Consider the following 26,476-nt stretch of genomic DNA (forward strand, 5'->3'; position numbering starts at 1 on the left):
TGAATAACTCTTAAACATGATCCTTATTAGCCAGCTGTCCGCACGCCGCGTCGATATCCTTGCCACGGCTGCGGCGCAGGCGGGCGTTTACCCGGTTACGTTCCAGGTAGCTCATGAATTGATTTACGGTATCTTCCTCAGGCTTTTCAAAACGCGCAGCATCGATGGGGTTGTATTCAATAATATTCACCAGGTCAGCAGGTACCTGCCGGTAGATCCTGATCAGTTCATCGGCATCCTTTAAACTGTCGTTAAAGTTCTTAAAGAGGATATATTCGAAAGTGATCTCGTTCTCTGTTTTCTGATAAAAATAGTTCAGGGCCTCGATCAGCGCTTTGAGGTTATTGGTCTCATTGATGGGCATGATCTCATTGCGCTTTTTATCATTGGCGGCATGTAAGGATAATGCGAGTTTGAACCGCACTTTGTCGTCGCCCAGCTGTTTGATCATTTTGGCAACACCAGCAGTAGAAACGGTGATGCGTCGGGCGCTCATCCCCAATCCATCGGGTGAGGTAATGCGCTCGATGGCCCGCAATACGTTCTTGTAATTGAGCAGGGGTTCGCCCATGCCCATGAACACGATATTGCTCAGCTTTTTATTGTACACACGTTCGCATTGCTGGTTGATCAGCACTACTTCATCATAGATCTCGTCAAATTCGAGGTTCCGTTTACGCTCCATGTAGCCGGTTGCGCAGAACTTACAGCTTAGCGAACATCCGATCTGCGAAGAAACGCAGGCGGTTTTGCGTTCGTCGGTAGGGATCAGCACACCTTCCACGAGGTGGCCGTCCTGCGTACGGAAACGCGATTTGATAGTACCATCGGCAGAATATTGGGTAGCGTCTACTGTTAAAGCCGGCAAAGAAAAGTTATCGGCCAGTTTGGCTCGCAACTCCTTGCTCAGGTTGGTCATGGCCTCAAAAGAATGGGCCTGTTTCAGCCATAGCCATTCATATACCTGTTTGGCGCGGAATTTCTTCTCGCCCAGGGTTTCAAAATACTGTTCCAGCTCACTGAGGCTCAACTGCCTGATATTCTTATTCGCCGTTTTTAACATTCTGCAAAGGTACAACGGGTTGGGCGGATTAGCTAATGAGACGTTTGCATAGATGTGCGGATTGAAGCTATAACCCTGAAAGTCAGTTATTAAAGGTTAAGTTAAAGAAGTTATTCTTCAACTACCGGCGGTGTGAATAGTGTTCACGAATACCCCGAAGGTAATCGGTCTGGTAAGCGGTGGCAATTGTTTTAATTATTAAAGTTTTTAATAAAGGTTTCCGGTTAAATACTTTACAATTACTTTGCGAACGCGAAATACATGCTCAAATAAAAACTATATGAAGAAAGTATATGTCATTGATGCGGTTAGAACACCTATTGGAAAATATGGTGGCGCATTAAGTACGATCCGTCCCGACGATCTGCTGGCCCATGTGATCAAATCACTATTACAACGCAATGCGGCTATAGATGTAAATGCTATCGAAGATGTGATCGCCGGTGATGCTAACCAGGCGGGGGAAGACAATCGCAATGTGGCCCGGATGGCGGCCCTGCTGGCTGGTTTGCCCGTGACCGTGCCGGGCAATACCGTAAACCGCTTATGCGCTTCGGGTCTGCAGGCAGTGATGGATGCAGCCCGCGCCATCATGTGCGGCGATGGCGACCTGTTGATCGCCGGTGGCGTTGAAAGCATGACCAGGGCTCCCTTCGTGATGTTGAAATCATCCGGCGCCTGGAACCGTACGCCCGAAGTGGTTGATTCAACCATTGGCTGGCGCTTCCCGAACAAAAAACTCACCGATAAATATCACCCATATTCCATGGGCGAAACTGCCGAGAACGTAGCCAAACAATGGAAGATCGGCCGGCAGGCCCAGGATGAGTTTGCCCTGCAAAGCCAGGAAAAATACTTTGCGGCGCTGGAAAAAGGCCGTTGGAAAGAAGAGATCAGCGGGGTAGAGATCTTTGGTGGTAAAGACGAAAAAATTTTTCTTGAAAAAGATGAACCACCCCGTATTACTTCACTGGAAAAGCTGAGTTCCCTGCGTCCTGCATTTATAAAAGACGGTACCGTAACGGCCGGTAATTCATCAGGCATCAATGATGGCGCTGCCGCCATGCTGCTGGCCAGTGAAGAAGCGGTAGAAAAATACAATCTGCAGCCAATGGCCCGCATTGTATCCATGGCCGTTGCAGGCGTTGACCCGGCCATTATGGGCATTGGCCCTGTTCCTGCCAGCCGGAAAGCTCTCGAACGGGCTGGTATCACCGTGAATGATCTTGACCTGGTTGAGCTGAATGAAGCATTTGCCGCTCAATCTATTGCCTGTATGCAGGACCTGAAACTGGACCCTAACAAAGTAAACGTAAATGGTGGTTCTATTGCCATTGGTCACCCGTTGGGCTGTAGTGGCGTACGTATCTCGGCCACCTTACTGCATGAAATGAAAAAGCGCGGGTCAAGGTATGGCCTGGCTACCATGTGTGTGGGCGTGGGGCAGGGGGCTGCCATTGTGTACGAGGGCGCTTAAGGGATGCCGGTAATTTATTATTTTTATCCCCATAGCCCAGGGAATTATGCCGGAAACTGTACTTACCACGGTTATTTATAAATACAATCCGTATGCGCGATTTATCGTGGTATTGTATATCGTAAGCATGTTGGTCCTTTGCGCGCTTGTCAGCGAAGTAATACCCATGTACATCGTCTGGCTGGCATTATGTTTCTGGGCAATGCCGCTGGTGTATGGCGCTATTTCTCAAAAAACGGTCTTCAATTTCAGGACGATCGATAACCGCCGGCTCACTTTCACTGCCGCGTATATCCAGGTTGGCCACCAAAAATATTCCATACGTGATATTAAAATTGACTTGCATATAAACGCCTACGATGGATTTATATATCACATACGCCGCGAAGGGTTATTGAAACCCCAGATTACGTATGGTGATAATAATGCACTGGTTATCTATTGTAATGGAGTTGTTTATGATTTTGATTTTCATTTGCCCGACTACGATGGTTATACAATACTGTGCACACTGGTTGACCAATGGCGGGCTGCTGGCGCTCAACTAACTGTAAAAGAAACGTTTACCAGGGAGTTTGTGAATAAACAACAGGCCCGTATCAACCGCCGCCCTTCCACTTTTATTTAACAAAGTTTACTTGCAGGGGAATTACGAATTTCTACTTTTACCATTCAATATAAAAACCCTTATGCGAAAAATTTTACTTGTCCTTGGATTGTTAAGCACGATGTTCGTAAATGCCCAAACAAAGAAGCCGGCTGTTAAAAAGAAGGAAACAAAAACAGCAGAGAAGCCTGTGAGCAAAGAGGTACCGGTTGAAAAAGGGATAGGCGTTGTTCAGGAAAACGAGATCATTGAAGAAACCAAAATGGAAAGCGTGAAAGAGGAAAGCATAGGCATAGCTGAGCCTGTAATGGAAGATGTGAAAGTGGAAACTGTTTCTTCCGGGTCGTCCAATGGTAACAATGTAGTCGATGGGGAACCGTTCTACATATATACCAGCTATCGCGAAAAGAACCTCATCATTGCCCACACAGGCGCTGATTATGAAATCAAGCGCTATGCCCTGCTCGAATATTTTTCTAAGAAAAAGATCACTCCTTTTGTCTTCGAGAACATTGGCAGTTTTTATGATAATGACCTTTCGCAGGTAAAGCTGAATGGAAAATACGGCGTTATCAATACCAAAGGGCAGATCATCATTCCCTGCATTTATGATGAAATGACCAGCATGACCATCGATGGTATGGCGTATTATGTAGTGAGCAAAGGCGGAAGGGAAGGAGTGATCAATGCGCAGAATGAGACCGTAATTCCTTTTGAGTATGGCAATATCAGGAAGTCTTACAATTCTTCCATGCATCTCGAGGTATCTAAAAATGGCAGGTATGGCCTGATGAATTTTGTATCCCGCAAAATGGTGATACCGGCCATATATGAGCGCGTAGATGTATTGTCGAACAACCTGGTACAGGTGCGTAAAGGAAATCTTTATACGCTGTTTAACCTCAGCGGCGAGCAGGTCTTTTCCAACTGGTATTCGCAATTGGACATCAATATTGACAGTGACTATGCGTTGGTTGAGCTGAATGGTAAAAAGGGCGTGATCAGCCTGGCAGAAAAAAAGACCATTCCGCTGGAATATGAGGTATTGACCCGCCTGCGCAATGGTTATTCTTCTACCAATACGTTTTTCATTGCAGCCAGGGCTGGCAGGTACGGCATCCTGGGGCGCGATGGAAAAATAGTGCTGCCATTTCAGTACAGCATGATAACAACAAGTGGTTATGACCTGGTTGTCGTTACAAAAAATAATAAAAAAGGACTGCTGACCACTGAAGGAACACCGGTATTGGCGGTAGAATATGATGATATTGTTGACGCCGACCGTTACCTGATGATAAAAAAAGACAGTAAATATGGTGTGGTGAATCGTTCAGGTGCATTTTTGCTGCCGGTTGAATACGAAGCCATGAGCAGAATGTATATGGCAGATAGCTACAGCACCTCTTATCTGCTGGCCACCCGGAACGGAAAAAAAGGGGTTGTTGATGCCATAAGCGGTAAACCGCGCATCGAGTTCGTGTATGACGATCTGATCGGCTATCGCAAGTACAGCTATAGCTCCACAGAGAACTTCAATAATTCGATCATCGCTGTCAGGAACGGTAAATACGGAATGATAGAAATAAATGGCAATGTACTGTTGCCCTTCAATTATGACGACCTGCAGTATATGAATTCATTCCTGGTAATAGCAGGAAAGGGCGGGAAGTATGGCGTGGTTGATATTTACAATCATAATAATGTGGTATTGCCTTTTGAATACCAGTTTGTGAATTGCAAGAACAGCACGGTAGTGGCATATAAGGACAGCTATGAAAAATACCGGGTGAGCGGAAACAGGATCACCAAAGATGGAAATTAAGAGGAATCGTCATAAATTATTAGTTTGCAGGTTCAATACGCGCGTATGAACCTGCAAACTGCTTTAATACAATTAGAGAAACATATTCAGGAAGTTCCTGCCCGGTTTAAACAACTGTCGTCGGTTATTATTCTCGCAAAGCCGGCGCCTGGCAAATGGTCGAAACAGGAAATACTGGGGCACCTCATTGATTCGGCCATAAATAATCTGAAGCGTTTTACCGATACCCAATATTTTCCGCAGCCTTACACCGTTATCCGTTATAACCAGGATGAGCTGGTAATTATCAATCGCTACCAGCAATTATCAATAGAACATTTATTGCAATTATGGCAATTGTTGAATAAGCAGGTGCTGCACGTAGTAAGTACCATCCCTGCTGATAAGCTGGCTTATACGGTCATCATTCCATCAGGCGATGCCAAAACCCTCGAATGGCTCGCTATTGATTATGTTGAGCATATGGAGCACCACCTGCGGCAGATCTTTGATTGAAGGCCTACACCAGCCGGTATAATAGTTTCCTGACCATGCGGTAGTTCGTGAACAGCGACAACCCGATCAAGAAGAGTGCGGTGGCCAATACGGTCCAGTGCAGCATAGACGAGAGCTCAGGCCGGTCGAACATGGCAAAATGATGAAAAGCCCATTGCATGCCTCCAGTGAGGGCCAACGCCACCAATACCACCAGAATATATACAGGAACAAACTGCTTCGACACATTTTTGCTGAGCCAGTTGGGCGAATAACCCATCAGGAGCAATAGTTGCAAATTATCTTTACTGCGCGCGATCATCAACTGCAGGTAAAATGAGAACAGCATCAGCGCCAGGATGACCACCAGCAGGCCGAATATGCCCAGTCCGCTGAAAATGCCCTGCAGTACCTGTTTAACCCGGCCGAATTTTGTTTTATCCTTATTGACCTTGTAATTCTTTTGCTGCAGGTAGTTGAGGAAATCAGGGTTATTGGCGTCGTTGGTCTTTATATACAGCCGGGATGCACGTACGCTGGTTGTATTGCCAAATTTGTTATTCGCCCAGTCGAGGAAGTTTTTGGGGACAATGATCGAGTTCACGCGGTCGCTCAGGGCTACAATAGAACCGCGGAAAGTTTGCTGCACGCCGTTGGGTCCATAGCAGGTAATATACACCACTACCTGCGAGGCAGTTGCTTCAGACAATTGCGGTAGTCCATAACCGGGGGCAAATACATTATATATTTCCAGGAAATCAGAAGAGAAAACGATCGGAATATAATCCTGTCCTTCCTGCCAGCTGAAGTTGGGTGGAACCGTGTCAATAAAATTATTGTCCAGCGATTCGAGGAACATGTCGGTGCTGAAGGGAATAATATCACCGGCGCTTAGCTGAACGCGGAAGCGGTTGGCCACTAACGGCGACACCCCCTGGATGAATGGTTGGGCAGCGATTTCTTTAATGTCAGTTTCATTGAACAGGTTTTTCTCCAATTGGCCCATGGTCTCATTGGTAATGGTCTTGGAGATAGAGATAAAGTCGTAACCTTCCTTGCGTTTGCTTTCACCACCTACTAATTGCTGAATGTTGATGAACATTTGAATGGAGCACAACAAAAGCAATACACCAATACCTAAACCAATGTAGGAGAACCAGCGCGAACCGCTGTTGGTGCCTGTTTGTAGTAATGAGCGGATGGGTTTGAAAGATGCTGCCACGGATTAAAATTACAAATGAAACAATCGGGTGTATGGAAAATAATCGATGCGTTCAAGGTCGGCAAAGATGATGGCCGCATTGCGCAATTTGGCTTCTTCCAGCATGAGCCCCATGGCGTTTTGCGAATTCTTATCATCGAGGTGACTGAACGGCTCATCGAGCAGTAAGAAATCAAAGGGCTGCATCAGCGCCCGGATGATAGCCACCCGCTGTTGTTCGCCATAGGAGCAGATACGGCTTTTTGAGGCAAGCTTATTGCCAATGCCGAGGCGTTCTGCCATTTCCCTGATCTTTTCAGCAGGATGGAAGGGATTCAATTGCCGTTTCAGCTCGATGTTCTCAAAAACCGTTTGCTCGGGAAACAAACGCAGGTCCTGGAATACAATGCTTACATGATCTTTGCGATAGCTGGCAAAATCTTCCGCCGTGTATTGCCTGAGGGGACGGTTATTGTACACGATGTTACCGTTATACTCATTACGCAGTCCATACAAAAAATGCATGAGGGAAGATTTACCACTGCCTGAAGGCGCCACGATCTTTATGTACTCACCTTTGGAAAAGCTAAGGTCCTTACGCCACACTTCAGAAGCACTGCGCTGGCTTTCATCGAAATAAACGGGTAAGAGTTGCTGTAATTGAAGTTGCATGTTGCCAAATAATTACTGGATCATGAAACAAGCCTGCCCTGGTTGTTAGTCCGGTGAGCAGGCTTGTAATAAAGGAGTGCCACGCTTTCAGCGATTTCGCAGGTAACGGGCATGCCTGAATATTGTTTACTAATGCAAAGCAGGTTCAAGCGCTGCCAGGCTCAATGCGGCCGGGTCGCTGTGTTTCAACACTGCCTGGTCATCGTATTGGTTACGGTTTCCATTCAGTTGTTTTGAAATGGCATCCAGGTACTTGTTCAGTTGTTTCAGACTGTTGGTGCTTTTATCAACAAGATTGATTTCTGCCTCGCCTTCAAAAGCACCGTTCTTCAAACCTCCACTGGTCATGTATATGTCCTGCCACATCCTCACTGACAGATCCATAGCTACTTTCGCGCTGCTGTCGGTAATGGCGGGCGCGGTGTTCTTCAGTATTTGCTGTACATTGATGTAACCACCGAACAGTTTGCCACTGATGCGGCTGGTGAAAGGCAACTGATTATTGCCGCCTTTTAAAAAGCCGTTCACCTGCTCGGGCGAATTACCGGCTGCAAACCATTCGTTGTTCAGCTGGAAATGCACCTTGCTGGTAATGGCTGGTGAAAGTTGTTGCACTTTGGTTTGCAGTATACCGAACAGTTTGTCGAATGCAGGCTTTTCGTTCACCGATGTGGCAAATAAGATATTTGCATTGGGCGTTTCGTTCTTTAAGGTAACAGGATCACCGGTCTCCGGATCGGTAAATGTAGTTTCAGTTGGTTTGATCTCGAAATCGCTTACTGATAACAGTACATCGCCTTTGTTGGCTTTTACGAATTCCTCGGTGCTGAACCCTTCGCCGCCCAGGAAGCCGTTCACAATGCCATCGACACCCATCAGTTTAAACAGGTCGATCAATCCCTGTGGCGGATATTTAAATGCAAATACAGCCACTACATTCTTTGAAGGAATGCGGTTGATCATTGCATCGGTTACTTTACCACCGGCATATTTTTCCATCAGGGCCTTCATGTCCTTGTTGTAGAAAGCTTTTGACTTCAGGGTGATCTTGCCGTTATCGAAGTTCAGCGCAGCGCCATAAGCGTTGCCTTCAAACAGTACATTCATTTTAAGCACCGATAACAAGCCGCCCAGGCTGTTGTAATAAGATTCGGCATTTACCCAGTAATGCAGATCGCCGGATTCTTTTCTTACAGCTGCAAAGCGGTCGTCGCTCATCAGGTTATTTTTGCCTGGCAGATCGAACAGCTGCACGGCAAATTTTTGCAAGCTGTCAGTTGAAAAGGAGAAAGGTTGACTGTCTTCTTTGTTGAGATAACTTTTGCCTGCATCCGGTATGGGAGCATCGGTAATGTATACAAAGCGGTTGTTGGTCCAGGCTACCAGGCTTTTGCCACTGTAAGTGATCACACTCACGTCGCCGCTTTTAACCGCTTTTTTACTGTCCTGATTCAGCCTGGAGGCAAATACTTCGAAGGCGGCAGCGTCTCTTACACCTCCTTCAAAGGCCAGATAACCACCTTTGCCTTGTTTTTTAACGAAAAAGGCCAGCTCATTTTTCAGATCAATTCCGGAACTGGTAGGATCGTTCAGTAATTTTCTGCTTAAAGAATCAGTTTCTTCAGCGTATAATTTTTTGAACCATTCACTTTGTTGTATTTCCTGCCAGCTCACTTTGGAAGTTAATGAACTGGTGTTTACTACAATTGCAAAAGAAGCGTCATTTGGGATGGCGATGCCCGATTTGTTGGTTTTACAGGATACGATGCTGACCATGGCTATTGCCAGCACTAAAATGGATAACAGGTTACGTTGCATATCATCGTTTTGTTTAAAATAGAGCTCAAATAAACAATTTATTGCTTAGGTCTGCAAGTGCCACGGTTTCCTGGGTGCCTGTTTTCAGGTTTTTCACCACAGCAGAATTGTTTTGTATCTCCTGACTACCAATAATTACGGCAAAACCGATATTTTTCTTTTCTGCATAATTGAACTGTTTGTTCATTTTCGCAGGTTCATGATACAATTCGCAGCGAACGCCCTGTTTACGCAGGTCCTGCATGGTGGTGAAGGCAGTTTTGCTTTCTTCGGCGCCCAGGTTAAAGAATAACACCTGGGTACCGGTGTAAACGCCTTCCGGGAACAGGTTCAGTTCTTCCAGAACATCGTAAATGCGGTCGACCCCAAAGCTGATGCCCACGCCGGGGATATTGGGAACGCCAAAAAGACCTGTAAGGTCATCATAGCGGCCGCCGCCGCCAATACTGCCAATCTTTACCGTTGCAGGCGCTTTGGCCTCGAAAATAATGCCGGTGTAGTAGTTCAATCCGCGGGCAAGGGTGAAGTCGATCACAAGACTGCCCCCCGAAGCGCCGGCGCATTGCCGGTTGACGAAGTCCAGCTCTTCAATACCTTTTTTGCCCGTCTCGAGGTGACCGAGCAAAACGCCGATCCGTTGCAGTTTCTCTTCGTTTGAACCGGAAATGCCCAAATATTTTTCAATAGTATTGATCTGGTCGTCGTTCAATCCACGTTGGGCCAGTTCTGCTTTTACTTTATCGAGCCCGATCTTATCGAGTTTGTCGATGGCGATCGTGATGTCGGTCATTTTTTCTGCCCCACCGCAATATTCTGCCAGGGCGGCGAGGATCTTTCGGCTGTTGATGCACAGTTCAAAGCCGGTTAACCCCAGTTGATCGAACACATCCTTATAGATATTTGCCAGCTCCACTTCATTCAGCAGGGAGTTACTACCCACTACGTCGGCATCACATTGGTAAAATTCGCGGTAACGGCCCCGCTGTGGCCGGTCGGCACGCCATACCGGTTGTATCTGGTAGCGTTTGAAGGGGAAGGTAAGCTGACCATGGTTCATGGCCACGTAGCGGGCAAACGGAATGGTGAGATCGTATTTGAGCGCCCGCTCAGTGAGGCCTTTTACATTTTTCCCTTCCAGCACTTTTTCAAAATCGGCGCGCGCCTGTTCGTGTTTGTCGGCATTGTCGAGTCCGTTATTCAATATCTTAAAGATCAGCTTATCGCCTTCTTCGCCGTATTTACCCATGAGGGTGTCGAGGTTCTCCATGGCCGGCGTTTCCAACGGCTGAAATCCATACAATTCAAAAACACTGCGAATAGTATTGAAAATATATTGTCTTTTACGAACCACTTCCGGTCCGAAATCTCTTGTACCCTGTGGTAAACCTGGTTTAGCCATTATGCTGTTTTGGTAATTTTTAATTGAATGATGGTTGTTAGAAGCTCTTACCTGGATAGCGGGCGATCATTATTCAGGACCCTGTATTTCTCCACGATCTTATCGCATGCCTGGTCGATCATGGCAAATACTTCATGGTAGTCGGGTTCGGTGCCATACCAGGGATCAGGCACGTCCATATTTTTTCCGGGATGCAGTTCATTCATCAGCAGATCGACTTTGGCGGCATCAAAATCTTTACCCGCGATGCGTTGCATTTCATCTATCACATCTTCGGCCATGGCGTAGATCTTGTCGTACTGTTTGAAATCGGCCGCTTTGAACCGGCGGGCGCACTGGTGGCTGATATCAATGCCGTGCAGCAGCGCTACTTTTTGCGATAACCGGTGCGGTGCTTCGCCTATATGATAGCCATTGGTGCCGGCGCTGTCGACGATCCACGATAAACCTGCCTGCTGCGCTTTATGCTGCAAAATGCCTTCGGCCAGCGGGCTCCTGCAAATATTTCCCAGACAAACCATTAAAATTTTCATCAGCTGTATTATTCTTTTTTGAGCCAGGCAGAACCATTCCGGGCTAACGGGATAGGGTTCTACAGCCGGCAAAGATAACTGATAGTTTCTGCTTTGTTCGCAGGAGCACCGGCGGCATTAGAATAGGATTAGAAGGTTGGCCCTGTGCCCCTGTTTATGGAAATCCCCTCCATTTGCATCTTATTTTTTTGAATAAAGTCATGAAAACCGGGATTTTCGTAACGTGTTTATTTCTTATCTTGCCCGGACCCTAAATATGTTAAAATGGCATCGGATATTGAAGACAAAAAACAAAGGGCGTATGTTAACAGGCGGTCAATTATGGATCTTGGAATGGGGATCATTTATGCCGGCATGGGAGGGGCAATGATGTTTGCAGAGAAAGTGGGATTGGGAGAGATATTTACTGCGCCTTTTTCCTACATTTTCGGTGGAATATGTTTGTTGTATGGCGGATTCAGGATCTACCGCGGCATAAAGAGAAATTATTACCGATAAACAGGTACAGCATCCGCTAACGCTGTGGAGTACCTACTGTTGCTGAAAAAAATTGTTAATGGTATTTAACTGGCGGAACCGGTATTAAAATGTAATTAAATGAAAGGTTTGAAGGGACTGCCAGGTTTTGATAAATAAAGAAGATATAAAGATGAAATGGATAGGGTTCGCTCGATCGGTTTTCCGGGGATTGGTAGTGATAAGTGGCATTAATTTGTTTGTAACTGCATGTAGTACACCCACCAGTAAACCCCAGGAAACTACAGTTAGTGGCACCATCCACATCAGCGTGGATGAAAGCTTCAAACCGGTGATCGACTCACAGATCAAGGTATTCGAATCGCAACATCCTGACGCACACATAATGGTTCAGTACAAACCGGAGGCGGAATGCCTGCGCGATCTGAATGTTGACAGTATCCGGATGGTGATCGTAACAAGGCCGCTGACCGAGGCAGAAGAAAAGGCCCTTACCAACAAGCTGCAATTCAGGCCCAGTTATGGTCCCCTCGCTTTTGACGCTATTGCGGTGATCGTGAACAACCAGGTAAAGGATACTTTGTTTACCATGCAGGATATCCGTTCGATGGCGAAAGGCACCAGTGGTTATAAGTACAAGGTTTTGCTCGATGGCAAAACGGCTACCAGCACCGTACGGTTTGTAGTGGATTCGCTGTTAAAAGGACAACCGCTGTCGCCGAACGTAGTGGCGGCACAGAACTCCGAAGGGGTGATCGAATATGTGTCTAACAACCAGGATGCCATTGGTTTGCTGGGGGTTAGCTGGATCGGGAATAAAGATGATACCACCCAGCTTAGTTTCCTGAAAAAGGTTAAAATTGCAAAAATAGAATGCCGGGGATGTGATGGCACGTATGTTGATCCTGTTCAATATAATATTGCGTATGACAGGTATCCGATGATCAGGCCCCTGTATTTCATTTTAAAAGAGAATTTTGACGGGCTTGGCAACGGTTTTGCAAACTTTCTTATCTACGAAAAGGGGCAGAAGATATTCAATCGGGCATACTTATTGCCTGCCAGAATGAGCTTTGTAGAGCGGAAAATGCAAATAAGCAATTAAATTAATCAGCGGATTCCTAATACATTATAAAACTTTAAAAAAATAGCGACTTACAATGAGCAAGCGATTCATCAGTTTTGTAACCATGGTTGTACTGGGTAGCAATGTGCTATTTGCCCAGAGTGTGGAGCAGGGGAGGAAGTTTTTCTATTACGAACGGTACAAAAGTGCCAGGGAGAACTTTGAGAAAGTGGTGGCGTCGAATCCGAATAATATTGAAGCAACATACTGGTTGGGACAAACCATGCTTGAGCAAAAAGATTCTACAGCAGCCAAAAATCTTTATCAGAAGGCACTGCAGCAAAATGGCAATGCCCCGTTGATCCTCGTGGGCATGGGTGAAATCGAACTGCGCGAAGGCAAAACCAACGATGCCCGCCAGCGCTTTGAAACCGCCATTTCTTTGACAAAAGGAAAAGATATTGAGGTATTTAATGCTATCGGCCGCGCCAATGTAGATGCCAAGAATGGCGATGCCGCTTATGCCATCGAAAAACTGAACCAGGCTACGCAGGTAAAGAATTTCAAAAATCCTGAGACCTACGTTATCATGGGCGATGCTTACCGTAAATTAATTGATGGTGGTAATGCCGTTCTTTCTTACCAGAAAGCCCTGAATATTGATCCTAAATATGCAGCTGCCAAACATAAGATCGGTAAAGTGTACCTTACTCAACGGAATTCTGAGCTGTTCCTCCAGAATTTCGAAGAGGCTATCAAGCTCGATCCGGCTTATGCACCCACTTACTATGAATTATTCTACTACTGGTATTTCAAAGACGTAAACAAAGCGGCTCCTTACCTCGATAGCTACATCGCTAATTTCGACCAGGGCCCCGAAGTGGAATACCTGAGAACCGACTTCCTGTTTGCCAGCGGCAAATTTGCTGAAGCCAAGGATAAAGCGTTGGGTTTGATCAGCCAGTATGGCGAAAAAGTTGAGCCGCGGATGTATAAAATGGTGGCGTACGCCTGTGATACCCTCCAGGACATGACTTGCGCCAATAAATACATGGCCGACTATTTTGCCAAACAAAGCCCTGATGCCGTAGTGCCTGCCGATTACGAAGAGCTGGCTAACATCAACAGCAAAACGCCCGGACAGGAAGCACAGGCTTTTGAAAACCTGAAAAAAGCGGTTGATTTAGATACGGTTGTAGAAAACAAAATAAAATACATCACCAAAGGTGCTGCACTGGCCAAGAAGAGTGGCAACCGCCTGCAGGAAGCCAACTGGCTGGGTGAGGCGTACAAGATGGAAAAAGATCCAAGTCAGACTGATCTGTATAACTGGGGCATGGCTAATTACCAGGCAGCCAATTATGCTACAGCCGACAGCATTTTCTGTAATGTTTATCAAACGAAATATCCCGATCAGATCTATGGTTACCTGTGGTGCGCCCGTACCATTCAGGCCAGCGATACTACCATGCAATCAGAAAGGTTTGCACCTGCCCAGGAAAAGCTGGCAGAAATGGCTATGAAGCTGGATTCTACAAAGTATAAAGCGCAGGCTATTGGCGCATGGGCGGCCCTGACCTCTTATTATAATGACGTAAAAAGGGACCCGAAAACAGCGTTGACCTATGTTGACCGCATTCTGGCGAGCGATCCAGGCAACTCATTCGCTAACCAGGTTAAGCCTATTTTGCAAAAAGCCAGCAAACCTGCTTCTTCGCCTGCTCCTAAAAAATCAAGCGGAAGCACTACATCCAGCAAGTCTGGCGCAGCAGCTGCCAAGAAGAAATAACCGTTAAAAATGGTAAACTAACAATTAATCGTATCATATTCAGTCCCCTGCCGGCAAAAAACGGCGGGGGATTTTTATTTTAATCCATTAAGAAGTTGAAAATATAAAACGCTGTCTTATTTTTGCGCCTAAACCAAAACGGGTTATGAATATGTACCTGTTACAAGTCTCCAATACCGCCGTTGCCCACGATCCCGACAGTTCCTTCTGGTATCTTCCTATTGCTATTCAATTAATTTTCGCAATTATTTTCGTTGCAGGTATGATGGGCGTTACCCACTGGCTGGGCCCCAAGCGTAATACTGCCGACAAGCTGGAAACATTTACCAGCGGTATTAAAAGCCATGGCGATGCCCGTCAGCCTATGGCCATTAAATACTTCCTGGTAGCGATCTTATTTGTGTTATTCGATGTGGAAGTGATCTTTTTTTATCCCTATGCTGTGAACTTTAAAGAGCTGGGATGGAGTGGTTTCGGTGCAGTATTGATGTTCATTGCATTTTTTCTGTGCGGCTTTATATACATTATCAAGAAAGGAGCGTTAAAGTGGGAAGACTAAAACTAATTAGCTAATGTGTTAATTCGATAATGTGATAATGCTTTTGCGCGGCCTTCGGGAACATTAAGGATGTGCTGGGTGTTATACAGTAGCGAGTAATTGTCAAATTAGCTAATTATCAAATTATCAAATTATTATGGCACGTCCTGTTCAATATAATATTTACGGTCAAACCGATGTAAAACTGGTTAAGGAAGGTCCTGAAGGTTATATGGGTGAGGGTTTCTTTTCAACCAACCTCGATAAGGTGGTTGGCCTGGCCCGTAAGAACTCCATATGGCCCCTGCCTTTCGCGACTTCCTGTTGTGGAATTGAATTTATGGCTACTATGGCTTCGCATTACGACCTGGCCCGGTTTGGGTCAGAGCGGGTGGGTTTTTCGCCCCGTCAGTGCGACCTGTTGATGGTGATGGGTACCATTGCCAAAAAAATGGCGCCGGTAGTGAAGCAGGTATATTTGCAGATGGCAGAGCCCCGCTGGGTGCTGGCCATGGGTGCCTGCGCCTGCAGTGGCGGCATCTTCGATACCTACAGTGTTTTACAGGGCATTGACCAGATCATTCCCGTAGACGTTTATGTGCCTGGTTGTCCTCCCCGCCCTGAAGCAGTGATCGATGGCATCATGAAAATTCAGGACCTGATAGGCAACGAAAGCTTACGCAGAAGGAACAGCGATAAGTACAAACAATTAATGGAAAGTTACGGAATACAATAGCCCCCCGGCCCCCTACAGGGGGAGTAAGGAGGACTTAATTGTCATTAACTATAAAAATTAAATATCTCCCCTTTAGGGGATGGGGGTATATGGCATTAACGAACGAATATATCAAACAGCGGTTAACTGAAAAATTTGGTGAGCAGGTTCAGCAATTTCAGGAGCCTTATGGCATGCTTACTTTTGAAGCGCCTAAAGAACTAAACCTGAAAGTGCTTCAGTTCCTGTACGATGAGGCCGATCTGGGATTTCAATTCCTGACCGACCTGCAGGCAGTGCACTATCCCGATAATAAAGGACGTGAGCTGGCGGTTGTTTATCACCTGCACAGCCTTACCAATAATGTACGCATCCGGTTCAAAGTGTTCACTGATATTTCAACCCCGGATGTTTTCAGTGCCACTTCGTTATTTTCAGCCGCCAACTGGATGGAAAGAGAGACCTATGACTTTTATGGTGTCAACTTTATCGGCCATCCCAATCTGAAGCGGATCCTGAATGTGGAGGAAATGGATTATTTCCCGATGCGTAAGGAGTTTCCGCTGGAAGAGCAAACCCGTATTGATAAGGACGATGATATGTTCGGACGCTAATACCAATGTGCAAATGTGAAAATGAGAAGATGTGCAAATGAAAACCGAGGATGTAAACGATTTTGAATTGAAATCAGCAGCTCCATTTGCATATTTTCAAATTTGCTAATTTTCGAATTTATGAGTGATCATCATATAAAATTACCCGAAGGCTCCATTGAGAAGCAGACCACAACCCTGAACCTGGGGCCTACGCACCCGGCTACCCACGGCGTATTTCAGAATATCCTGGAACTGGATGGTGAACGCATCATTTCAGCCGAGCAAACCATAGGCTATATTCACCGTGCGTTTGAAAAGATTGCCGAGCGCAGACCCCTGTACCAGATCACCCCGCTGACCGACCGGTTGAATTACTGCTCAGCGCCCATCAATAATATGGGCTGGCATATCACCTGTGAAAAGTTGTTAGGGGTAAAAACCCCCAAGCGGGTCGATTATCTGCGGGTCATTGTTATGGAGCTGGCGCGTATCGCCGATCACCTTATTTGTAACTCCATTGTGGGGGTTGATACCGGCGCATTCACCGGGTTTTTGTATGTGATGCAATACCGTGAATTGATCTACGAAATATATGAAGAAGTGTGTGGGTCGCGCCTTACTACCAATATTGGCCGTATAGGCGGTTTTGAAAGGAATTTCAACAATACCGCATTTGAAAAGATCGAGAAATTCCTGCGCGAATACCCCAAAGTGCTGAAAGAATTTGAGAACCTGTTCACCCGCAACCGCATCTTTATGGAACGTACCATCGGCTGCGGACCAATCACCGGCGAAAGAGCGCTGAACTATGGTTTTACCGGTCCAAACCTGCGGGCGGCCGGTGTAGATTATGATGTGCGCGTGCATACGCCGTACAGCAGTTACGAAGAATTTGAATTTGATATACCGGTGGGCAGCACGGGCGACTGTTACGATCGTTTTCTGGTACGTAACCAGGAAATGTGGCAGTCACTGCGTATCATTGAGCAGGCTATGAAAAAGGTGAAAGAGTTCAAAGGCAAAGAGGCCGAAGTTTTTCACGCCGATATCCCGGAATATTACCTGCCTGAGAAAAAGGATGTATATACGAAGATGGAAGCGCTGATCTGGCACTTCAAGATCATCATGGGTGAAATTGATATGCCAGCTGGCGAAGTGTATCAATCGGTGGAAGGCGCCAATGGTGAATTAGGGTTTTACCTGATCTCCGACGGTGGCCGTACGCCCTACCGGCTACACTTCCGTCGTCCTTGTTTCGTTTACTATCAGGCATACGAGGAAATATCAAAAGGCGCCATGTTGAGCGATGCGATCATAACCCTGAGTAGCCTGAACCTGATCGCAGGGGAGATGGACGCGTAATCAATGTGATAATTTGATAATTAGCTAATGTGATGATTGGAAGACAAATGTCATGATGGAAAACAAAAGCCGGTTTGCTAATTAGCTATAGAAATTAATAAACATAAATATCAGTAATAACAGTGGCTCAATTTTCTGCAGAGAAATTAAATAAGGTAAACGAGATCATTGCACGCTATCCGGCAGGAAAGCAAAAGAGTGCGTTGATACCCGTATTGCATCTTGCCCAGGAAGAGTTTGGTGGCTGGTTGAGTGCAGAGACCATGGACTATGTGGCTTCTTTACTCAAAATAGAACCAATTGAGGTGTATGAGGTAGCTACTTTTTACTCTATGTACAACCTGAAGCCGGTAGGTAAATATGTATTTGAAGTTTGCCAAACCGGTCCGTGCATGTTGAACGGCAGCGACGATATTATTGAATATATAAAGGACAAGCTGGGCATTAAAGTAGGCGAAACAACCGCTGATGGTTTGTTTACGCTGAAAACGGTAGAATGCCTGGGCGCCTGCGGATATGCTCCCATGATGCAACTGGGTAAACACTACCGTGAGCACCTGACAAAGGAGAAGATCGACGCTATTATTGAAGAGTGTGAAAGGAATGCCGTAACGAATAATTAAAGATTGTAGTTCATTATAACGTTGTTAAAAGTAGTGGGCTGTTACAGGTTACAAGTTACAAGTGTTGCAGGGAAATCCCTGTAACATGAAACCTGAAACCTGGAACGGTTCTTCTGATAAATATGGGAAGAAAACTATTATTAGAAAAAGCGCATGTTCCGGGGATCCGCACGTACGAGGTATACCGTCGCGAAGGCGGCTACCGCAGTGTAGAAAAAGCGCTCAAGACCATGACTCCCGACCAGGTTACTGAAGAAGTTAAGAAAAGTGGTTTGCGGGGTCGTGGTGGCGCAGGTTTCCCGGCCGGTATGAAATGGAGCTTTCTGGCCAAGCCTGAAGGTGTTCCGCGTTACCTGGTGTGTAATGCCGACGAATCGGAGCCTGGTACATTCAAAGATCGTTACCTGATGGAATTCATTCCTCACCTGCTGGTGGAAGGTTTGATCGTAGCTTCTTATGCGTTAGGTTCTAACAAAACATTTATTTACATCCGCGGCGAATATGCGTGGATCGTTGATATACTCGAACAGGCCATCGCCGAAGCAAAGAACAACGGCTGGCTGGGAAAAAACATTCTCGGCACCGGCTTCGACCTGGAAATTTATGTACAACGTGGCGCCGGCGCCTATATCTGTGGGGAAGAAACAGCCCTGCTGGAGTCGCTGGAAGGTAAAAGAGGCAACCCCAGGATAAAACCGCCATTCCCTGCCGTAAAAGGTTTGTGGGATAGTCCTACCGTGGTGAACAACGTGGAAACGCTGGCCGCTGTAGTACCCATAATCAATATCGGCGGTGATGAATACGCGAAAATCGGCGTTGGTAAATCAACCGGTACCAAGCTTATTTCGGCTTGCGGTAATATCAACAAGCCTGGCGTATATGAGATCGACATGACCATTTCGGTAGAAGAGTTCATCTACAGCGACGAATATTGCGGCGGTATTCCCGATGGCAAACGTTTGAAGGCCTGTATTCCCGGCGGTTCGTCAGTGCCTATTCTGCCCGCTAACCTGTTGTTGAAAACAGCAAAAGGGGAGAAGCGGATGATGAACTACGAAAGTTTGTCTGATGGTGGTTTTGCCACCGGCACCATGATGGGATCGGGTGGTTTTATTGTGCTCGATGAAGACCAGTGCGTGGTGCGTCATACATTGACGCTGGCGCGTTTTTACCGTCATGAAAGCTGCGGACAATGTTCACCCTGCCGTGAGGGAACGGGCTGGATGGAAAAGATCCTGAAGAATATTGAATACGGGAAAGGCAAGAAGAGCGATATCGATCTGTTGTGGGATATTCAGCGGAAGATAGAGGGTAATACGATTTGTCCGTTAGGCGATGCCGCGGCCTGGCCGGTAGCAGCAGCCATCCGTCATTTCAGAGATGAGTTTGAATGGCATGTGTTATATCCGAATGCGGCACAGAACAGGAACTATGGTTTGGCGCATTATGCCGATCCGCTGCCCGTAGCGGCTAAAACCTAGCCCCCAGCCCCCTAAAGGGGGAGTAAAAAAGGGAAACTGAGAGGTAAATCGCAGCGGATGAAAAAAAATGTTCCTCGGTGCTTCGCATTTGCTTTTTCAAAAAGCAAAAGGGCTTCGTGAGAACATGACACAAGCGGAGTTAGTTCTTTGGGATATTTAAGACAGCATCCTAATGGATATAAGTTTAGAAGACAACATCCATTACGCATTTATATAGTGGATTTTTACTGCCATAAATTAAAGCTGGTCATTGAAGTAGATGGAAGTGTGCACGGAGAAAACGAAGTAAGAGTTGCTGATGCAGAGCCACAGCGACAGCTGGAGCTCGATGGATTAAGAGTGATAAGATTCACAAACGAAGAAGTTCTTAAGAATAAAGAATTAGTAATAGAGAAAATCAATTTATTAATTAACCAACAAGTGAAGTCTGCATAAGGTTTCGCGAGTTTTTAAAAGCCCCTTTAGGGGTTTGGGGTTAGGGTATATGGCTGATCAACCTAAATTATTTAAAGTAACCATCGATAATATCACCATTGAGGTGGAGGCGGGAACAAGTATCCTGAATGCAGCCCGGATGATCGGAGGCGATGTAGCGCCGCCCGCCATGTGTTACTACAGCAAGCTGAAAGGCAGCGGTGGTAAATGCCGTACCTGTCTGGTAGAAGTAGCAGCAGGCTCAACAGCCGATCCGCGTCCGATGCCCAAACTGGTGGCCAGTTGCCGTACCAATGTCATGGATGGCATGGTGGTGAAAAATATTACCAGTGAGCGGGTTCAGGATGCCAGAAAAGGCGTAGTGGAGTTGTTGCTGATCAACCATCCGCTGGATTGTCCTATCTGCGATCAGGCCGGTGAATGCCACCTGCAGGACCTGAGCTACGAACATGGCGCAGAAGGCACCCGCTATGAATTCCCGCGCCGTCAATTCGAAAAACATAACCTGGGGCCCTATATCCAACTGCACATGACGCGTTGCATCCTGTGTTACCGTTGTGTATTTACGGCCGACCAGTTGACCAATAAACGCGTTCACGGGGTATTGGACCGTGGCGACCACGCTGAAATAGCTACCTACATCGAAAAATCGCTGGATAATGACTTTATCGGTAACGTAATTGACGTTTGTCCGGTAGGGGCATTGACCGACAAGACCTTCCGGTTCAAGAACCGCGTATGGTTCCTGAAACCGGTAGATGCGCACCGCGATTGTCCGAAGTGTTCTGGTAAAGTAACCTTGTGGCACCGCGGCGATGAAGTGTTCCGGGTAACCGGCCGTAAAGATCAGTGGGGTGAGGTGCAGGACTGGATCTGTAATGAATGCCGCTTCGAGAAAAAGAAAGCGAGTGATTGGGTGATTGAAGGTCCAACCAAGGTAAGCCGCCACTCGGTGATCAGCGCCAACCATTATGTTGGCACCACAAAACCACAGGAAGCCTTGCCTCAGGTGTTGGGAGGCCGTCAGCCCCGCCTGCTGATGGATATTCATTCGGTTAGTGAAGTGAATAAACCGAATGTCGATCTGTCGAAGATCCTGGGCCCGGCGCACTCGAATGACTTTAAAGAGAGTAAGGGCTAAGTTGGAAAGGAATTGGATATAGGAAGTAAGAAGTAGGAAGTAAGAAATAAGAAGTACAAAATGACGATTGACGATTCACGAGAAAGCTGATTAGCGAACCATGCCATGAAGTGTGCGACGCAACAGCAGCCGATAAGAGAACAAACAGTTGACTATATAAAATTTTAAGATGCATTCTGCTTTATTAGCTATTGACTTGTTTTTAGTGATCGAGAAACTGGTACTCATTGTAGGCATCGTTTCTATTTCATTGGTTATTGCCATGTATGAAACGTATGCCGAACGTAAAGTAGCTGCTTTTATCCAGGATCGTCGCGGGCCGAACCGGGCAGGTCCGTTCGGGATCTTACAACCGCTGGCCGACGGGTTGAAACTGTTCATGAAGGAAGAGATCATTCCCAATACATCGAACCGTTTCCTGTTCATCCTGGGTCCGTGTCTGGCTATGCTGGCAGCTATGATGACCTCGGCAGTAATTCCCTGGGGCGGTACGCTGAATGTGTTTGGCCGCGAAGTGAATTTGCAGATCGCAGACATTAACATAGGTATCTTATATGTATTTGGCGTTGTGAGCATGGGGGTATATGGAATTATGATCGGAGGCTGGGCTTCCAACAACAAGTTCTCGTTGATGGCTGCCCTGCGCGGCGCCTCACAGGTGATCAGTTATGAGCTGCCCATGGGCTTGTCGTTGATCGCCTTGCTGATGTTGACCGGTTCTTTGAAAATGAGTGAGATCGTTGGCCAGCAGATCGATAGCTGGTACAACGTACTATACCAGCCGCTGGGATTCTTTATTTTCCTGGTGTGCGCATTTGCAGAATGTAACCGTACACCGTTCGATCTGCCTGAAGCAGAAAATGAGCTGAACTTTGGTTATCACCAGGAGTACTCCTCTATGAAACTGGGTTTCTACCTGTTTGCTGAATACATCAATATGTTCATCAGCAGCGTGGTAATGGCAACCCTGTTCTGGGGTGGTTATGATATTCCGTTCGTCAATGATGCCAGCCTCACCGGTATGGGGAACTGGCTGGTGCTGTTGCAGGGATTGTCATTGTTCATAAAAGTGGCCATCTTCATCTTCGTGTTCATGTGGGTGCGCTGGACCATTCCGCGCTTCCGCTACGACCAGCTGATGAACCTGGGCTGGAAAGCATTAATTCCGCTCAGCCTGGTAAATATGATCGTTACCGCGGCGATCGTATTGTTGAAGACCAATGGCTGGAAGTTTTAAGGCCGGGATTTAATTGGAGTATTGAAAGGATAAGATACTTTTGCGCAAAATCCCGAATAACAAGAACCAAGAACCAAGCACCAGGAACCAAAAAACAAATACAAAATCCCAAATCCCCAATCCTGAAGTTTGTGATTTGAGATTTCCCGGAACTGAAATTTGGAATTTTGGTTTTCCTTTCAAACTAGAAATGTAGGTTTTGAGATTTATTTGGTTCTTGAGATTTGAGATTTATTTGGGTCTTGAGATTTGAGATTTGTGATTTGAAATTGTGAGTTGATTTAACTGATTATAAATGCAAGCATTAACTAGCAGAGCCAAACCGGTTGATCGTAAACCCATGACATTTCTAGAGAAGCTCTACGTCTGGAGCATCTTCAAGGGTATGATGATCACCTTACGGCACTTATTTAAAAAGAAAGCGACCATTAGTTATCCGGAGGAAAAACGTCCGTTCAGTCCCGTGTTCCGTGGTTTGCATATCCTGAACCGCGACGAAGAGGGCCGCGAACGTTGTACAGCCTGTGGATTGTGTGCCCTGGCTTGTCCGGCCGAAGCCATTACCATGGAAGCTGCAGAACGTTTACCGGGCGAAGAGAATTTGTACAGGGAAGAGAAGTATGCCGCCAAATATGAGATCAATATGCTGCGGTGTATTTTCTGTGGTCTGTGCGAAGAGGCGTGCCCGAAAGACGCTGTGTATTTAAGTGAAACCTTTGCGCCTTCGAATTATCAGCGTAAAGGGTTTATATATGGAAAGCAGGATCTGTTGATCCCGAACCCTAAGGATAACCCCGGCGAATACTGGAAAGCGGTGGGTAACCGGAAAGCAAACAAAGAACAGAGCAATTAACACCAACAAGCTGCAATGGATATATCACAAGTATTATTTTATGCTTTAAGTGCAATGGCACTGGGCAGCGCCATTATGGTCGTTATCAGTCGTAACCCGGTACATAGTGTATTGTGGCTTATCATAACATTCTTTGCTATTTCAGGCCATTATATTTTAATGAATGCCCAGTTCCTGGGTATTGTGAACCTGATCGTATATGCAGGTGCCATCATGGTATTGTTCCTGTTCGTGATCATGTTGATGAACCTGAATGCCGAAACAGAACCACAGAAGAATAAATGGCTGAAGCTGGCCGGTGTGGTAGCAGGCGGATGTCTGCTGCTGGTACTGGTGGCTGCTTTGAAACAGGCTGAAGTAAAAGGAAAGGTGGCTATGCTGGAAACCGGTGATATCGGTTTGATCCGTAACCTGGGTAAAGCCCTGTTCACCGATTTCGTAGTGCCTTTTGAGATCAGCAGCATTCTGTTCCTGAGCGCCATGGTTGGTGCCGTTGTTATCGGAAAAAAATAACAAGATCCAAGCACCAAGAACCAAAAAATAAATACCAAATCCTACTTGCAAGACATGTTGTGATTTGAAGTTTGAGAGTTATTTGGAGCTTGAGATTTGAGATTTTTTTGGGTTCTTGAAATTTGAGATTTGGAATTTTTAAAAGTGATTTATGTTAATTGAAAAATATATCTACCTGGCTATTGCCCTTTTTTGTATCGGCATTGTAGGGGTGCTTGCCCGCCGGAATGCCATCATCATTTTCATGTGCATCGAGCTCATGCTGAATGCCGTGAACCTGTTGCTGGTGGCTTTTTCAAAAATGCATCATGCAGCTGCCGTGGCCAAAGGAGCTACAGCCGGAATTGAAGGACAGCTTTTCGTTTTCTTCATCATGGTAGTGGCGGCGGCAGAGGTAAGTGTGGGCCTGGCCATTATTGTTATGATGTATCGAAATACCCATTCGGTGGATGTAAATTTTTTAAACAGGTTAAAACACTAAAAACGCGAAACGCTAAACGCGGAACGCTCAACGCCTCTGCCCGCATTTCTAGATGTTCGGGCGCTTTGCGGAGGTTCGAATTTCGGAGAGCAGCGTTCAGCGTTATGCGTTCAGCGTTAAGCTTAAAAATATGAACGTGTTACAATTAGTCTGGTTGGTTCCCTTTTTTCCACTGGTTGGCTTTCTGATCAATGGTTTGCTCAGAAAACAACTTCCCAAATCGTTGATCAGCATTATTGGCAGCGGTATGGTACTTGCCTCGTTTATTGTGAGTGTGCTGCTGTTTACCGAGGTAAAGCAAGGGAACACCGCTGTGGTCAACCTGTTTGATTTTATCAGTGCCGGCAATTTAAAAATTCCTTTCGCTTTTCAGATAGACCAGCTTTCTTCCCTCTTCCTGCTCATCATAACCGGTGTAGGGTTCCTCATACATCTGTATTCAGCCGCTTATATGCATGAAGAACGGAATGAGCATTTCGGCCGCTATTTCTGTTACCTCAACCTCTTCGTGTTCTCCATGTTGCTGCTCGTACTGGGCGCCAACTACCTGATCATGTTCATCGGTTGGGAAGGTGTTGGATTGTGTTCTTACCTGCTCATCGGCTACTGGTTCAAGAATACAGAGTATACCAACGCCGCCAAGAAGGCCTTTATCATGAACCGTATTGGTGACCTGGGCTTTTTGATCGCTATCTTCTGGATCATTGCCAAACTGGGCACCGTTACATATACTACAACTGACGGCGCCGGAGTGTTTGATCTGTATCAAAAATTAACAAGAACGGATGTGATCGGCATTACGCTTTTACTGTTTGTAGGAGCTACCGGTAAAAGTGCACAGATCCCTTTATATACCTGGCTGCCTGATGCCATGGCGGGTCCAACCCCGGTATCGGCGCTGATCCATGCCGCTACGATGGTAACAGCGGGTATTTACATGATCGCCCGCAGCAACGTATTATATACAATGGCGCCCGAGACCCTGAGCGTGGTAGCGGCTATCGGTCTGGCCACTGCGCTGTTCGCGGCCACCATTGCCATTAAACAGAACGATATTAAAAAAGTACTGGCATACAGTACCGTGAGCCAGCTGGGTTATATGTTCCTGGGCTTAGGCGTTGGCGCCTTTACCGGCGCTGTGTTCCATGTAATGACACACGCCTTCTTTAAAGCCCTGTTGTTCCTGGGTGCAGGTTCGGTGATCCATGCCATGCACCATGAGCAGGATATCCGCCGCATGGGTGGACTGGCGAAAAAACTGCCCATCACCCATATTACATTCCTCATAGGATGTATTGCCATTGCCGGTATTCCACCCTTCAGTGGTTTCTTCTCCAAAGATGAAATATTAGCAGCCGCCTATACAAAAGATAAATTGTATTATATCCTGGGTATTGTTGGCGCCATGATGACGGCTTTTTATATGTTCCGTTTATACGCTACTACCTTCCTGGGTAAGTTCCGCGGAACCGAAGAACAAAAGCATCACCTGCATGAAAGCCCTGCCGCCATGACCATTCCTTTGATCGTGCTGGCTATCCTGAGCGTGGCAGGTGGTTTCCTGGGTGTACCGGAGGTATTCAAACCCGAAGCACATTGGCTGGAACATTTCCTGGCACCAGTATTTGCAGAGTCTGCCCGTATTAAAGGCGAAGTGCATCACCTCGACCACAACACAGAATACATGCTGATGGGCCTTTCTGTTGGCCTTGCAGTGATCGCCATCCTGGTGGCCCTGTTCCGGTACAGCAAAAAGCCTGAACTGCATGAGCCAGCAGGCTTTGGAAAAGTACTGGCCGACAAATGGTACATCGATGAGTTATACAACTTCGTTATAGTTAAACCGTTGAACTGGCTGGCTAAATGGCTGAACAGCTTTTTTGAGAAGAAGTTTATCGATGGACTGGTGAATGGGGTTGGCCGCCTGGTAAACTATTCGAGCCGCCAGGTTCGCCTGCTGCAAAGCGGTTTGGTGGGCAACTACGTGTTGTTGATGGTGCTCAGCATGCTGGCGCTGTTTGTTGTGAAATTCTTACTGAACAGCAAGTAGTGAGTAGGGTAGAGAAAAATCTATATATCTAGAAATCAGAAATCAAGAAATCA

General features: G+C 46.4%; 26 protein-coding genes. 20 read left to right on the forward strand and 6 right to left on the reverse strand.

Features of this window, described 5'->3' with window-relative positions; genetic code table 11:
* Positions 1-10: 10 nt before the first annotated feature.
* Positions 11-1,063, reverse strand: a complete 1,053-nt coding sequence (gene rlmN, locus JUB15_RS08340) for a dual-specificity RNA methyltransferase RlmN (RefSeq protein WP_207511995.1) — start codon at positions 1,061-1,063, stop codon at positions 11-13.
* A gap of 280 nt (positions 1,064-1,343) precedes the next feature.
* Here rlmN and JUB15_RS08345 point away from each other — a divergent pair, with 280 nt between their 5' ends.
* The 4 genes from JUB15_RS08345 (at position 1,344) to JUB15_RS08360 (ending at position 5,464) form a co-directional block, all read left to right on the forward strand.
* Positions 1,344-2,540, forward strand: coding sequence for a thiolase family protein (locus tag JUB15_RS08345; RefSeq protein ID WP_207511996.1), 1,197 nt, complete (start codon positions 1,344-1,346; stop codon positions 2,538-2,540).
* Positions 2,541-2,586: 46 nt separating this feature from the next.
* On the forward strand, positions 2,587-3,168 hold the full coding sequence (locus JUB15_RS08350; RefSeq protein ID WP_207511997.1) for a hypothetical protein: 582 nt from the start codon (positions 2,587-2,589) through the stop codon (positions 3,166-3,168).
* Positions 3,169-3,229: 61 nt separating this feature from the next.
* Positions 3,230-4,969 carry a WG repeat-containing protein gene (locus JUB15_RS08355; protein ID WP_207511998.1) on the forward strand — a complete coding sequence of 580 codons (1,740 nt, stop codon included), beginning with the start codon at positions 3,230-3,232 and terminating at the stop codon, positions 4,967-4,969.
* A gap of 45 nt (positions 4,970-5,014) precedes the next feature.
* Positions 5,015-5,464 carry a DinB family protein gene (locus tag JUB15_RS08360; RefSeq protein WP_207511999.1) on the forward strand — a complete coding sequence of 150 codons (450 nt, stop codon included), beginning with the start codon at positions 5,015-5,017 and terminating at the stop codon, positions 5,462-5,464.
* 4 nt (positions 5,465-5,468) lie between these two features.
* Here JUB15_RS08360 and JUB15_RS08365 read toward each other — a convergent pair whose 3' ends face one another.
* From JUB15_RS08365 to JUB15_RS08385, 5 genes are all read right to left on the reverse strand, one after another.
* Positions 5,469-6,665 carry a transporter gene (locus JUB15_RS08365; RefSeq protein ID WP_207512000.1) on the reverse strand — a complete coding sequence of 399 codons (1,197 nt, stop codon included), beginning with the start codon at positions 6,663-6,665 and terminating at the stop codon, positions 5,469-5,471.
* A 9-nt stretch (positions 6,666-6,674) separates the two neighbouring features.
* Complete coding sequence (locus JUB15_RS08370) at positions 6,675-7,316, reverse strand: ATP-binding cassette domain-containing protein (protein ID WP_207512001.1); 642 nt, start codon at positions 7,314-7,316, stop codon at positions 6,675-6,677.
* 129 nt (positions 7,317-7,445) lie between these two features.
* A complete protein-coding gene (locus JUB15_RS08375; protein ID WP_207512002.1) occupies positions 7,446-9,134 on the reverse strand; it encodes a DUF4836 family protein in 1,689 nt (562 codons plus the stop codon).
* 25 nt (positions 9,135-9,159) lie between these two features.
* On the reverse strand, positions 9,160-10,533 hold the full coding sequence (hisS, locus tag JUB15_RS08380) for a histidine--tRNA ligase (protein WP_207512003.1): 1,374 nt from the start codon (positions 10,531-10,533) through the stop codon (positions 9,160-9,162).
* Between the two features lie 47 nt (positions 10,534-10,580).
* The gene (locus JUB15_RS08385) at positions 10,581-11,066 is read right to left on the reverse strand and encodes a low molecular weight protein-tyrosine-phosphatase (protein WP_242696246.1); all 486 of its coding nucleotides are present in this window, start codon (positions 11,064-11,066) and stop codon (positions 10,581-10,583) included.
* Positions 11,067-11,330: 264 nt separating this feature from the next.
* On the opposite strand from JUB15_RS08385, the gene JUB15_RS08390 reads away from it, so the two are divergent.
* From JUB15_RS08390 to nuoL, 16 genes are all read left to right on the forward strand, one after another.
* Positions 11,331-11,564, forward strand: coding sequence for a hypothetical protein (locus JUB15_RS08390; RefSeq protein ID WP_207512004.1), 234 nt, complete (start codon positions 11,331-11,333; stop codon positions 11,562-11,564).
* A gap of 151 nt (positions 11,565-11,715) precedes the next feature.
* Entirely contained in the window at positions 11,716-12,648 is a 933-nt protein-coding gene (locus JUB15_RS08395; protein WP_207512005.1) for a PstS family phosphate ABC transporter substrate-binding protein, read from the forward strand.
* Between the two features lie 55 nt (positions 12,649-12,703).
* Positions 12,704-14,398 (forward strand): tetratricopeptide repeat protein, encoded by a 1,695-nt coding sequence (locus JUB15_RS08400; protein ID WP_207512006.1) that lies wholly within the window; start codon positions 12,704-12,706, stop codon positions 14,396-14,398.
* Between the two features lie 151 nt (positions 14,399-14,549).
* Entirely contained in the window at positions 14,550-14,957 is a 408-nt protein-coding gene (locus JUB15_RS08405; protein ID WP_207512007.1) for an NADH-quinone oxidoreductase subunit A, read from the forward strand.
* Between the two features lie 136 nt (positions 14,958-15,093).
* Positions 15,094-15,672 (forward strand): NADH-quinone oxidoreductase subunit B, encoded by a 579-nt coding sequence (locus JUB15_RS08410; protein WP_207512008.1) that lies wholly within the window; start codon positions 15,094-15,096, stop codon positions 15,670-15,672.
* Between the two features lie 89 nt (positions 15,673-15,761).
* Positions 15,762-16,265, forward strand: a complete 504-nt coding sequence (locus JUB15_RS08415) for an NADH-quinone oxidoreductase subunit C (protein ID WP_207512009.1) — start codon at positions 15,762-15,764, stop codon at positions 16,263-16,265.
* A gap of 120 nt (positions 16,266-16,385) precedes the next feature.
* Positions 16,386-17,609, forward strand: a complete 1,224-nt coding sequence (locus JUB15_RS08420; RefSeq protein WP_207512010.1) for an NADH-quinone oxidoreductase subunit D — start codon at positions 16,386-16,388, stop codon at positions 17,607-17,609.
* 122 nt (positions 17,610-17,731) lie between these two features.
* The gene (locus tag JUB15_RS08425) at positions 17,732-18,232 is read left to right on the forward strand and encodes an NADH-quinone oxidoreductase subunit NuoE family protein (RefSeq protein WP_207512011.1); all 501 of its coding nucleotides are present in this window, start codon (positions 17,732-17,734) and stop codon (positions 18,230-18,232) included.
* A 122-nt stretch (positions 18,233-18,354) separates the two neighbouring features.
* Entirely contained in the window at positions 18,355-19,713 is a 1,359-nt protein-coding gene (gene nuoF, locus JUB15_RS08430) for an NADH-quinone oxidoreductase subunit NuoF (protein ID WP_207512012.1), read from the forward strand.
* 147 nt (positions 19,714-19,860) lie between these two features.
* Positions 19,861-20,148: an endonuclease domain-containing protein gene (locus JUB15_RS08435; protein WP_207512013.1), complete on the forward strand. Its 288-nt coding sequence runs from the start codon at positions 19,861-19,863 to the stop codon at positions 20,146-20,148.
* A gap of 49 nt (positions 20,149-20,197) precedes the next feature.
* Positions 20,198-21,289, forward strand: coding sequence for an NADH-quinone oxidoreductase subunit G (locus JUB15_RS08440; RefSeq protein WP_207512014.1), 1,092 nt, complete (start codon positions 20,198-20,200; stop codon positions 21,287-21,289).
* 169 nt (positions 21,290-21,458) lie between these two features.
* Positions 21,459-22,526 carry an NADH-quinone oxidoreductase subunit NuoH gene (gene nuoH / locus JUB15_RS08445; RefSeq protein WP_207512015.1) on the forward strand — a complete coding sequence of 356 codons (1,068 nt, stop codon included), beginning with the start codon at positions 21,459-21,461 and terminating at the stop codon, positions 22,524-22,526.
* Positions 22,527-22,821: 295 nt separating this feature from the next.
* The gene (gene nuoI / locus JUB15_RS08450; protein ID WP_207512016.1) at positions 22,822-23,379 is read left to right on the forward strand and encodes an NADH-quinone oxidoreductase subunit NuoI; all 558 of its coding nucleotides are present in this window, start codon (positions 22,822-22,824) and stop codon (positions 23,377-23,379) included.
* A 15-nt stretch (positions 23,380-23,394) separates the two neighbouring features.
* Positions 23,395-23,892, forward strand: a complete 498-nt coding sequence (locus tag JUB15_RS08455) for an NADH-quinone oxidoreductase subunit J family protein (protein WP_205508835.1) — start codon at positions 23,395-23,397, stop codon at positions 23,890-23,892.
* 151 nt (positions 23,893-24,043) lie between these two features.
* Positions 24,044-24,373: an NADH-quinone oxidoreductase subunit NuoK gene (gene nuoK / locus JUB15_RS08460; protein WP_207512017.1), complete on the forward strand. Its 330-nt coding sequence runs from the start codon at positions 24,044-24,046 to the stop codon at positions 24,371-24,373.
* 130 nt (positions 24,374-24,503) lie between these two features.
* On the forward strand, positions 24,504-26,423 hold the full coding sequence (gene nuoL, locus JUB15_RS08465; protein ID WP_207512018.1) for an NADH-quinone oxidoreductase subunit L: 1,920 nt from the start codon (positions 24,504-24,506) through the stop codon (positions 26,421-26,423).
* Positions 26,424-26,476: the final 53 nt, after the last annotated feature.

Origin of the sequence: Longitalea luteola (genome assembly GCF_017356035.1) — a bacterium.
GTDB classification, from domain to species: Bacteria; Bacteroidota; Bacteroidia; order Chitinophagales; family Chitinophagaceae; genus Niastella; species Niastella luteola.